General features: G+C 64.4%; 9 protein-coding genes. 5 read left to right on the top strand and 4 right to left on the bottom strand.

Features of this window, described 5'->3' with window-relative positions; all coding sequences use genetic code 11:
* The first annotated feature begins 5 nt into the window (after window positions 1-5).
* Window positions 6-1,310 (top strand): PP2C family protein-serine/threonine phosphatase, encoded by a 1,305-nt coding sequence (locus ACYOEI_RS10750; RefSeq protein WP_462849467.1) that lies wholly within the window; start codon window positions 6-8, stop codon window positions 1,308-1,310.
* Window positions 1,311-1,445: 135 nt separating this feature from the next.
* Here ACYOEI_RS10750 and ACYOEI_RS10745 read toward each other — a convergent pair whose 3' ends face one another.
* From ACYOEI_RS10745 to der, 3 genes are all read right to left on the bottom strand, one after another.
* Window positions 1,446-2,024 (bottom strand): ChuX/HutX family heme-like substrate-binding protein, encoded by a 579-nt coding sequence (locus tag ACYOEI_RS10745; protein ID WP_462849466.1) that lies wholly within the window; start codon window positions 2,022-2,024, stop codon window positions 1,446-1,448.
* Between the two features lie 95 nt (window positions 2,025-2,119).
* A complete protein-coding gene (locus tag ACYOEI_RS10740; RefSeq protein WP_462849464.1) occupies window positions 2,120-3,235 on the bottom strand; it encodes an HD domain-containing protein in 1,116 nt (371 codons plus the stop codon).
* Window positions 3,236-3,510: 275 nt separating this feature from the next.
* Window positions 3,511-5,016, bottom strand: a complete 1,506-nt coding sequence (der, locus tag ACYOEI_RS10735) for a ribosome biogenesis GTPase Der (RefSeq protein ID WP_462849463.1) — start codon at window positions 5,014-5,016, stop codon at window positions 3,511-3,513.
* A 520-nt stretch (window positions 5,017-5,536) separates the two neighbouring features.
* Here der and ACYOEI_RS10730 point away from each other — a divergent pair.
* Genes ACYOEI_RS10730 through ACYOEI_RS10715 form a run of 4 tightly spaced genes read left to right on the top strand, consistent with a single transcriptional unit; the run spans window position 5,537 to window position 8,854 of the window.
* On the top strand, window positions 5,537-6,061 hold the full coding sequence (locus ACYOEI_RS10730; RefSeq protein ID WP_462849462.1) for a hypothetical protein: 525 nt from the start codon (window positions 5,537-5,539) through the stop codon (window positions 6,059-6,061).
* Between the two features lie 40 nt (window positions 6,062-6,101).
* Window positions 6,102-6,632, top strand: a complete 531-nt coding sequence (locus ACYOEI_RS10725; protein WP_462849460.1) for a hypothetical protein — start codon at window positions 6,102-6,104, stop codon at window positions 6,630-6,632.
* Window positions 6,629-7,408 (top strand): precorrin-4 C(11)-methyltransferase, encoded by a 780-nt coding sequence (gene cobM, locus ACYOEI_RS10720; RefSeq protein ID WP_462849459.1) that lies wholly within the window; start codon window positions 6,629-6,631, stop codon window positions 7,406-7,408. Before ACYOEI_RS10725 ends, cobM begins: the two co-directional genes overlap by 4 nt.
* A 45-nt stretch (window positions 7,409-7,453) precedes the next feature.
* Window positions 7,454-8,854, top strand: a complete 1,401-nt coding sequence (locus ACYOEI_RS10715) for a cobyrinic acid a,c-diamide synthase CobB (RefSeq protein WP_462849457.1) — start codon at window positions 7,454-7,456, stop codon at window positions 8,852-8,854.
* Between the two features lie 127 nt (window positions 8,855-8,981).
* On the opposite strand, the gene ACYOEI_RS10710 is transcribed toward ACYOEI_RS10715, so the two are convergent.
* Window positions 8,982-10,877: a peptidyl-prolyl isomerase family protein gene (locus ACYOEI_RS10710; RefSeq protein ID WP_462849456.1), complete on the bottom strand. Its 1,896-nt coding sequence runs from the start codon at window positions 10,875-10,877 to the stop codon at window positions 8,982-8,984.
* Window positions 10,878-10,959 lie beyond the last annotated feature (82 nt).

The following is a 10,959-nucleotide window of genomic DNA, read 5'->3' as shown; positions in this document are numbered from 1 at the left end:
CGACGATGATTTTGCAGCAAGGCGAGCTCGATCAGAGCCTGAAGTCGGTGGACTGGCGGCGGCGCCTGGACGTCATCGTGGCCACGATGCGCGAGATGAGCCGCCAGACGGACCCTCAGGCGATGGTCCGGGCCTACGGGGCGAGGATCCGCGAGATCCTGCCCGCCGAACGCTTCCTCGCCGTGAGCCGGCGTGACTTGTCGTACCCGAAGTACCGGATCACTCGCTTCAGTGGCTGGACCGAGGAAATCAACCCCTGGAAGGAGAAGGATCGCCTCCCCCTGCTCGAAGGGGGGATTTTGGGCGAGCTCCTGTACGGCGACGTCCCCCGGCTCCTCGACGACGTCGAGGTCCCGCCGGACGACCCGGCCGCGGCCTACCTCGAAGGGCAACGCTCGCTGATGGCCATTCCCCACTACAGCGGGGGCGTCGGCCAGAACATGACCGTGCTGATGCGCTCGAGCCCCGACGCATTCGACCACGAAGAATTTCCCGAACACGTCTGGATGAGCAACCTGTTCGGCCGGGCGACCCAGAACCTCGTCCTGGCCGATGAACTGAAGCGGGCCTATCAGATCGTCGAACGCGAGTTGAAAGTCGTCGCCGACATCCAGCGCTCGTTGCTCCCGAAGACCATCCCGGAGATCCCCGGACTCGGTCTCGCGGCTTATTATCAGACCTCGCAGTGGGCCGGGGGCGACTACTACGACTTCTTCCCGTTGCCCGACGGTCGTTGGGGGATCCTGATCGCCGACGTGAGCGGCCACGGGACTCCCGCGGCGGTGATGATGGCGATCACCCACAGCATCGCCCACGCGGTCCCGGGACCCCCGGACCCCCCCGCGTCCATGCTCAACCACGTCAACCGGCAGTTGGCCACGCTCTACACGGCCGACAACGAGACGTTCGTCACGGCTTTCTATGGGACGTATGACCCGTCGCGTCGCGAGCTGACCTACGCTTGTGCGGGACACAATCCCCCGCGCCTCAAGCGGTGCGAGGACGGCTCGGTCATCTCGCTCGACAGCGTCGGTAACCTACCGTTGGGGCTTTTCCCCGAGCAGGAATACGAGCAGTCGACCCAGACCCTCCGCCCCGGCGATCAGATCGTCTTCTACACCGACGGGATCACCGACGCGACCAACCCGACAGGCTCCATGTTCGGCATGGGCCGGCTCGACAAGGCCCTCGCGAACTGCCACCTCGACGCCGACGGCTTGATCGAAGCCGTCCTCGAAGCCCTCCAGGACTTCACCGACGGCGAACCCGCGGCGGACGACCGGACGTTACTGGTCGCCAAGGTTTATTGATGGAGTGGGGGAGGATTCACCACGAAGGCACGAAGGGCACAAAGTGAAGATAGAAAGTTTTGTGCCCTTTGTGGTGATGAGTCAATTCGTAAGTAAGATAGACCATCGCAAGAACAAACAAAAATGATTTAAAATTCATTGGTCTTTATCTTTGTGCCCTTTGTGCCTTCGTGGTGAATCTTCCCCCTCCCCAGATGAGAATCGCGTCGCGAGCGCATGGAATGCGTCGATCGTGGCCCGGGGGACGTCGGGGAAGTCTTCCCAGAGGAAGGCTTTGAAGGCTGCGTCGCCGGTCTTGTCGAAGAATTGGAAGGAATAGGTGACGGTCGGCGAGTCGTGTCCCCACTTCTCGACGGCGTAGACGGAGCCGATTTCGGCGTGCAGGATGTGCATGTCGAGGGTGTCGGTCTGGACGTTGAAGAACGGACCGGTCTCGGAGAATCCGCCGAAGACCCCGACCGACTCGATCACCGCGGCGCGGCTGCGGACGAAGACTCGCATCGTGCCGAGCTCTGGGAGGGCCTGGAGCAACTCGGAGAAAACGCCCTCGCGGAGGCGCGTGATCGGCCATTGGCCGAGGAGGGCCTCAACCACCAGTTGTTCGGGGACGCCGAACTTGCGGGCGGCCATCATCGTCATCCGCGACCGGTCGCTCTCGAAGTAGGCGCGGATGGAGCCGGCGAGGTCGTCGTTCAAGCTCGACAAAACATCCATGGTTGAACTCTCGTTGAATGGGAAAGATGCCGGGCCCTCGGTCGGGCCCGGCCGTCGAAACCACGTGGGCCGCGACGGGCGACTTCGAGAATCCGTCACTCGTCCAGGTCGTCTTCCGCGGCGAGCTCTCGGATGAAGTCGAGGGCCTCCGAGACCTCGCAAACGACGGCACCCGGCTGCCGACCTCGGACATCGAGCTCGCGGAGCAGCATCAGGTCGTCGAACTCTTCCGATTGTTGGAGACGAATCCGGGCACGCGCGCCGAGTGTGCCGTTGCGATAGGCCAGGGCGTCCATGTGGTGCGCGATGAGGGTCTCGGTCCGTTCGGTGATCGTCCCCTCGAGGGCCTGGAGCCCCGCGAGCACGTGGTCGGCCGGGTCGATGGCCTTCCCGACGTCATGCAAAAGTGCGGCCAAGAGGAATTCCTCGTCGTATGATCGCTCCTCGCGGGCCAGCTCGAAGACCTGGAGGCTGTGGTAGAGCGCATCGCCTTCGGGGTGATACTTGGGGCTTTGCTTCACCCGTTCGAGCGGCAGGAGGAGGAGCCTGTAGATCTCGAAACGGTCGACGTGGTCCTCGACGCGCTCGACCTCGCGGTCGAGGTCGATGTCGGGGTCTTCGGCCCGCAGGAAGGCCTCGAGCTCGGCGATCGAGGCACGCTCGATCGCCTGGCCGGTGATCGAGCTCTTGAAGACGTAGTGGGCTTTGTCCTCGGGGTAGAGGGTGAGCTCGTAGGGATAGCGGTCTTCGATGTGGATGTGCGTGAAGACACGCTCCTCGTTGTGCTTGACGATCCGCTTGCGCTGGACCTCGTAGGGGAGGGCGAGCTCGTCGAGCACGTCGGTGACGATCGAGAGGCTGTCGCTGAAGAGGTGGATGTCGATGTCGGACCCGTGCCGGACGTGGCCGGTCCAGACGCTTCCGATCAGCCGTGGGCGGAAGCGGGTCAGTTTGCGCATGAGGCGAAGCGCCTCGAGTCGCATGTCGCGAAGGTGGTCGAGCCGCTTGTCACCTTCGTGGATCCGGGCCATCGCCTGGATCTGGTCGCGGATCTCGCGGTTCGTGGGGAGGTCACCGGGTCGGTGGCGGTACTCGACCCCGAGTTGCTTGGCCGCCTTGCGTTTCGAGGTGAAATACTCGGACTCGAGGCGGTGATACATCATCTGGGCGGCGAGGAAGGCAATCTGCCGCCGGATCCGTTCGTCAGCCATGATGGGGAGGTGCGCCGATTGGGCCCATCGATGCGGCGCGGGGCTGCCGAGATGTCGGTCGAGACCGAATCGCTCGGCGTGCATGTCGGAAGGGGAACGCGGGCCAAGATAGCATCGGCCGCGAAAGGGCGTCAAGTCGATCCCAATGCTCTCCGACCGACTCATGAAGCAAAATCAGGGTGTGTCGGTACTTGGGAGTACCACGGGTTCCGAAGACGAAACCCGTGGTACCCGATGTCGGTGGGTTGGGAAAAATCGGGTCCTGGGAGAAAGACTCAGTCGTCCAGCTCTGAAAGGAGCTCGTTGATTTCGTGGTCGAGTTGGCGTTCGGCGAACGCCGTGGAGAAATCGGCGTCGGTCAGCTCTTCCTGGAAGTCGGAGAATGGGGTCGGCTCGATCTCGATTCCCCTGTCGCCCTTCGGCGCGTACGCCGAGCGATCGGTTTGGGTCCGAGCTCGGAGGTAGAGCTTGATCGGGACGTCGTGGAACGGCAGCTTTTCGCGGAAGAAGTTCAGGAGGTAGCGCTGGTAGGTGGCGTCGAACAGGGACGTGCTGTTGACGAAGAGCACGATCGTCGGCGGGGCCGCACTCACCTGGGTGGCGTAGTAGATCCGCGCGTTGCGGTTGTCGCGAGAGGAAGGGGGATGGGCCTCGACGGCTTCGCGGAGGACGCGGTTCAGGATGCCGGTCCCCACTCGCTTGGAGGCCTGCTTGTGCATCGCCTGGGCGAGGTTCAAGAGCGCCTTGATGTTCCGACCGGTCTTGGCGGTGATGAACGCCAGGGGCATGTAGGACATCGACCGGAAGGCGTGATGAATCACGTTGGCGTACTTGCCCATCGAACCTTCGAGGACCGAGGGGTCGCTGACCATCAGGTCCCACTTGTTGACCGAGAAGATGCACGGCTTGTATTGCTTGGCGATATAGTCCGCCATCTGCTTGTCGAGCCGGGAGATCCCCTGCGTCGGATCGAGGAAGAGCAGGACGACGTCGGCCCTTCGGATCGACCGCTCGGCGCGGTGGACCGAGTAGAAGTCGAGGTTGTCGCGGATCTTCGCCTTGCGCTTGATGCCGGCGGTGTCGATGGCGATGAACGGGAGTCCGTCGAGCTCGAAACGGACGTCGACCGAGTCGCGGGTCGTCCCGGCGCGTTCCGAGACGATCATCCGCTCGGCCCGCGCCAGGGTGTTGATGAACGTCGACTTGCCGGTATTCGGTCGGCCGATGACGGCGATCTTCATCGCCGTATCGGAGGGCTTCGCGTCGTCGCTCGGGGGGAGCCGTTCCTCGATGAGTTTCAGGAGCGGCTTTTTATTGCGGTTCTGCTGCGTCGAGACGGCGATGGGCTTGCCCCGGCCGAGCTTGTAAAACTCGCCGCCGCGGTTGTCAAACTCCGGGGTGTCGGCCTTGTTCATCACGAGGATGACGGGCGTGTTGATGTAGCGCAGGCGATGGGCGACCTCTTCGTCCAGCGGCATCAGGCCGTCGCGGATGTCGACCGTGAAGAGGATCAAATCGGCTTCGTTCAAGGCGGTTTCAATCTGTCGGTCGACGTGATCGCTCAGGTCGTCGCGGTCGACCATGCCGATGCCGCCGGTGTCGGTCAGCTCGAAAAAGCGGGACTCGGGGTCGTCACTCACCTGTGCGAGCGACCCGACTCGATCGCGTGTCACGCCCGACATGTCGTCGACGATGGCGATCCGGCGACCGGCAATCCAGTTAAATAAGGACGACTTGCCGACGTTCGGTCGTCCTACGATGACAACTTTAGGAACGGGCATGTGGACAACCAGTACCTTTCGCCAACGGCCTTGGCCAAGCCCGAGGGATCGAGTCCCGCGGAATGAATGAATTCGATGCTGCTCGGTGGCCTTGACTGCCTCGATTCACGATCGGCACGACACGCTACCCCGAACCTCGCGATTTATTATATGGGGCCACCACACGATCGGACAATTTCGGATTCGACATTTACTCGCGTCGAGGGTGCTGCGCGTGATGGATTCGGCCTCCATGTCACCCACGAACGCGGTCGGGGAAGGAGCCTCCTCCATCTTGTTTTCGGCGGTACCGCCCAATCATTTTTGAATCGGGGCCGGGAAATGAGGATCGGCCCCGGGACTATCCGTCCGTGCCATAATAAAATGAGGACGGGCCAGGGCCCTGTCGTCGAGGGCTCGAGACCTCGAGGGACATGCTTGTCGACATCCGACGGAAGGATACCATTGGCCCGGTCCGTTATGTCGCGAGATGCGAGCCCGATCGGGCGTTTGTTCCTTCCTTCTCCGATGGATTTCGATCATGATGGACCGGGTCGAGACCGGTGACGGCTTCAGCGTCCTCGACTGCGTGGCCTTGGTGATGGGAGCCGCCGTCGCTTCGATCCATATTCGCGGGGTCATTCGAGAGGGGATGACCGGGCATGTCTGGGTCCTGGTGTCGTTGACGTTCAGTTGGGTGGCCCTGACGGCCACCGGCCCGTTCCTGCTGGTGGTGCGTCGCTTCGCGCGAGAAATCCCCGACTATCCCAAGGTAGGGGACTATCTTTGGGCCCTGCTCGGTTTCCCCTGGCTCGTGACGGCGTTCCTCCAGTCGACGATCCCGGATGCGGTCAAGAGCCGGGGCGAGTTCATCATGGCGGCCTTGAGCGTGGGGCTAGCAATGGCCTCGCTGATCGCTCTGGGAACCGTCTGGACGACCTGGGTGATGGTCCCGCCGGAGCAGGCGAGGAGGGTCGCGTCGACGCCCTGGACGAATCGAGTCGGGCTGAGCCTCGCGGTGGCCTGGCCGATCCAGTGCGGCATCGGAATGGTGGTGGGCAGTTGATCCGACCCGCTTCCGGCCGAATCCCAAGGGAGGCCGGCCCGTGACCTCACCTCCGCCGGGACGCCGGGGTTTCCACCTGCTCGACCTGACGGCCCTGGTCGTGGGCTACAGTCTAGCCGCGCTCCTCGTCCGCGCATTCTGGCCATACGACGAGCCCCCGCCGATCCCCTCCTACGTCGTGCTCGGATTGGCCTATGCGTGGCTTGGGTTCGCGATGAGCGGGCCGGTCGTCTTGCTGGGCCGCCGCCGAGTCGCTTCGACCGATGACGACCGGGTCGCCGGGGCTTCGAGGTCCTGGGCCGAGATGGCCTGGCTGATCATCGGCTTCTATTGGATCGGGCTGACCATGTTCGTCGTCCCGGCCCGGCTCCCCATGTCTCGCACGCTCGATTCCGCGTTCCTCGGACTGTTTCCGATCCTCGCCGCCGTTCTCCTCCGGTTTTCGCGCTCGAGGCTGCCGGTCGAAACTCCGGGAGATCCGGACTGGACCCATCGGGCCTCCGTCGTCCTCCTCCTGACCTGGCCGATCGCCTGGGCGGCGATGATCCTCCTCGGAAAAGGCTTGCCATGACCACGTCGGTGTCCCAAGGAACGGTTTATTTCATCGGAGCAGGGCCGGGTGACCCCGACCTGCTCACGATCCGTGGGAAGGCGCTGATCGAACGCTGCCCGGTCTGCCTGTTCGCCGGCTCGCTCGTGCCGAGGGCCGTCGTCGCCTTCGCGCCCCCGGGCGCCGTCGTCCGGAACTCGGCGGGGATGGACCTCGACGCCATCGTCGCGATGATGGCCGAGGCCGTGTTCGAAGGTCGCGACGTCGCCCGCGTCCACTCGGGCGACCCGAGCCTCTACGGCGCGATCGCCGAGCAGATGAGACGGCTCGACGCGCTCGGGATCACCTACGAGGTCATCCCCGGCGTCAGCGCCTTCCAGGCCGCCGCCGCGGCCCTGAAGATGGAACTTACCCCCGCGGGGAAGAACCAGACGGTGATCCTCACCCGGGCCGCCGGTCGCACTGGGATCCCCGAGAACGAGGACCTCGAAGCCCTGGCTGCCCACCGTACCGGCCTGACACTCTTCCTCTCCGCGGCACAAATGCCCGAGGTGGTTTCCAAGCTCCTACCCCACTACGGGCCCGAGGCCGCCGTCGTGGTCGCCTACCGGGTCAGTTGGCCCGACGAGTTGATCCTCCGCTGCACGCTCGCCGAGGTCGCGGCTCGCATGGAGGAGGCCGAGATCACCCGCACCGCCCTCGTCTTCGTCGGGCCCATGCTCGACGACTCCCCCCCGTCCGAAAGTCACCTTTACGCGAAGTCGTATTCGCACTTGTTTCGCAAGGCGAGAGATTGAAGGACGGTCCCTCGTCCCGTCCTCGCCGCTTTTCGGGGTCGTCCCATGTCCATCCCCGCGCTGATCGTCGCCGGTACGCATTCCGGCTCGGGCAAGACGACGGTGACACTGGCGATCCTCGCCGCGCTCGCGCGTCGCGGGTTATGCGTCCAGGCGTACAAGGTCGGCCCCGATTTCATCGATCCCGGCCATCACGCCAGGGTCACCGGGAGACCCGGGCGTAACCTCGATACGTGGCTGCTCGGCCCGGCGTCTTTGGCGCGGGCCTTTCGTCGAGGGACGCCAGGTGCCGACATCGCGGTGATCGAAGGGGTCATGGGCCTGTTCGACGGCCGGGGGTCGCTCGACGAGTCGGGATCGACGGCCGACCTGGCGAGGGCCTGGGGACTCCCCGTCGTCCTGGTGGTCGACGCGAGGGGCATGGCCCGATCGATCGCCCCGATGGTGCTCGGCTACGCCCGCTTCGACGAGTCGGTGAGCGTCGAAGGAGTCGTGGCGAACAAGGTAGGGAGCGAGCGGCACTTCTCCCAATACCTGGCCCCGAGCCTGAGGGTCGAGGTCCGCGGGGTCGAGCCGCTCGGCTACTTCTTGCGGGATGAGCGCCTGACGATCCCTTCCCGGCATCTTGGCCTGCTGACGGCCGACGAGTTCGGGCCGGGCTCGACCTTCCTCGACGCACTCGCGGACGCCGCGGAGGCGAACCTCGACCTCGATCGGCTGATCGCGCTGGCAAGGCCCCCCATACTCGCCGATTCCGGACCCATGCTCGAGGATCGAGGGGAAGATCGGCCTGAGCCCTGCGGGCGTTCGTTCCGAGTCGCTCAGGCGCGCGACGCGGCCTTCTGCTTCTATTATGAGGATAACCTCGACGCATTGCGGGACGAAGGCGTCGAGGTCGTCCCGTTCTCGCCGCTTGACGACGGGGAACTCCCGCCCGACATCGACCTCCTCTATCTCGGCGGAGGCTATCCGGAGGCGTTCGCCGAGCGGCTCGCTTCGAACACGAGCATGAAGACGGCGATCCGTCGCTACCACGCCCAGGGCGGGGCGATCTATGCCGAGTGCGGCGGCCTGATGGCCTGCTCGGAGTCGATCCGGGATCACTCGGGGAGTGTTTACCCGATGTGGGGCCTGATCCCTGCCCGTGCCGTCATGCAGCCGAAGTTCACGACGCTCGGCTACGTGACGGCGACCACCGACGTCCCGACCCTCCTGGGACCGCCCGGGACGAGGCTCCGAGGGCACGAATTCCACTACTCGACGCTCGAGCCCCGAGGCAAGCTCTCCTACTCGACGCGTCTCGAACGCCCCGGGCATGACCCAAGGTCCGACGGCATCCAGATCGGCGGGCTCCTCGCGGGCTACGCCCACCTCCACTTCGGGTCGAACGACGAGGTCGTGGGCGGGATTATGAGCGTGGGTCGCAGCAGCTCGGGCATTTCGTGAAAGACGAAACGGGGAGGATTCACCACAAAGGCACAAAGGAGATCAAAGAAAGAATTGTCTGTCCTTTTTTGTCTTAGCCTTTGTGTCTTTGTGGTGAATCCTCCCCATCTGGATTTAGTCTTTGCGCTCAGCCCTGGGTCGAGCTCGGGGCGGAGTCGCGGTTGGCCTCGTCGAGCGGGACCCAGTCGGATTTGAGCCCGGCGTCGACCCGAAGTCGATTCATCCAATCGTCTTCGAGGCGGCGGAAGGCGTCGGTCTGGGCCTCGTTCTTATAGCGGAGGTATTCGCCGTTCGGTGCGTAGAGGCTGGCGAACGTGGCCGGGATTCGACGGTCGAGGGTCAGGACGTAGTAGCTCGACTTGGGCAGGTTTGTCACGACGGTGACGGAGCCGGGCTCGAGCTGGAAGTAGGCGTTGCGGAACGCCTCGCCCGGGTTCGGGATGTTCGGGAACTCGGTCTCCGTGGGGGGGCCGCTCTGGAAGAACTGGCCCGGGAGGGGGAAACCGGGCTGGAGCCTGGTCAGGGGGAGGGTCGTGACCACCGGGTATCCCTTGAGCGTTTCCCCTTCGACCTTGCCGCCGGCCTTGCGGATCTCGCTCGCGAGGTCCTGCGCCGCCTTCTCGGCGAGCGGACGTGCCTGCTCGGTCTTCCAGGCGAGGACGACCTGCGAGCGGACTTCATCCAGCGAGGGGACGCGCGGCTCCCGATCGTCGAGCTTGCGGGCGAGGAACCGATGGCCCAGCAGGTCGGTCAGCTCGATCGGCTCGAACAGGTTCGTCTTGGAGTCGAACAACTCGCCGACGAACTTGCGGCCGCCGCTGAGCTTGGAGAGGCCCACCTCGGCGCCGGAGATCTCGCCGTAGTGCTCCGCCTGTTCCCTGGACAGCAGCGGGGAGATCTCATGCTCCATGCCTTCCTTCGCGGCGACGTCTTTCAGGCTCGTCGGCTTGGGGAGCTGGACCGTCGTCTTCTCTTCCCGCTTCTTCGCGTCGGCGATCGCGTCGCTCGCTTCCAGGTACGCGTTGGTGAAGGGGATGATCACGTCGTCGGTGATTTTGCCGAACTTGGCGACGATCTCCGACTGTGCCTTCTCGTCGGCGAGCGAGGTGGCCAAATAGGGGCGGACCTCCTCGAACGACTGGACCTGGGGCGGGGTCAGCTCGGGGTGTCCGGCGAAGATCTCGTCGGGGAAGGGGGAGGTCTTTTTGAACTCCGACTTCCGGCTTTCGTAATAGGAGTGCAACTCGGGCTCGGTCAGGGTGTCCTTGAGCTTCAGGGCGAGCGCCGAGCCGTCGATGGTGAGGAACTCGACCTGGACCTGCCGGGGGATCTTGAATCCGGGGGTGTCCCGGTTGGTGTCGGGCAGGACATCCTTGTATTTGTCGTAATAGCTTTTGACCTGGGACTCGGTCGGCTCGGGGACCTTCGCGAGGAAGCCGTCGACGGGGATCGAGACGGCCCGGGCCGAGACCCGCTCGTTCTGGTCGCGATAGGTCTTGTAGACGTCGAGGGGGGTGACGACGGGGCTCCCGAGGAGCCTCTTGACCTTGAGGATCCGGACCTGACCGGCGATATCGCTGAGGATCTGCTCGCCGCTGACCTGGTTGCCGAAGCCGCTGAGCGTGGCCTCGAACAGGGCGCGGTTCATCCGGCCGTCGGTCGCTTCCTTGAGCCACTCGCGCCCGGCGTCGGGCCCCTTCGGCATCTTCAGCTTGTCGGCTTCGTGCTGCAGGATCAGGGCATCGACGATCGACCGAGTGTTGTGGGTGCCGAAGACGGGCCGGCCGGTGAGGGCGGCCATGAACCGGTTGGCGTTGACGCGCTGGACGGTCATTTCTTCGAGGTCGCTCCGGTGGAGCGTCTTCCCGTACAACTCGACCACGACCGGATCCTGCCTTGGCCCGCCGTACCCCGGGCTGAGCAGCCTCGGGAGGGAGTCGGCCAGGACGAAGCCGAACATCGCGAGGATCGCGAAGACGGCGAGCATTTTCCGCTGGTGGCGTCGAAAGACGGCGAACGGCATGGGGATCCTCAAGGGCTTCAATAACAGGCCGTCGGAGAGGGGGGAACTCGCCCTCCCCCCTTGACACGCCACGATACCCTAG

The sequence above is a fragment of the Singulisphaera rosea genome (assembly GCF_054877945.1).
Note: the sequence above shows the minus strand (reverse complement) of the source record. Positions and strands in the feature narration are given on the sequence as shown.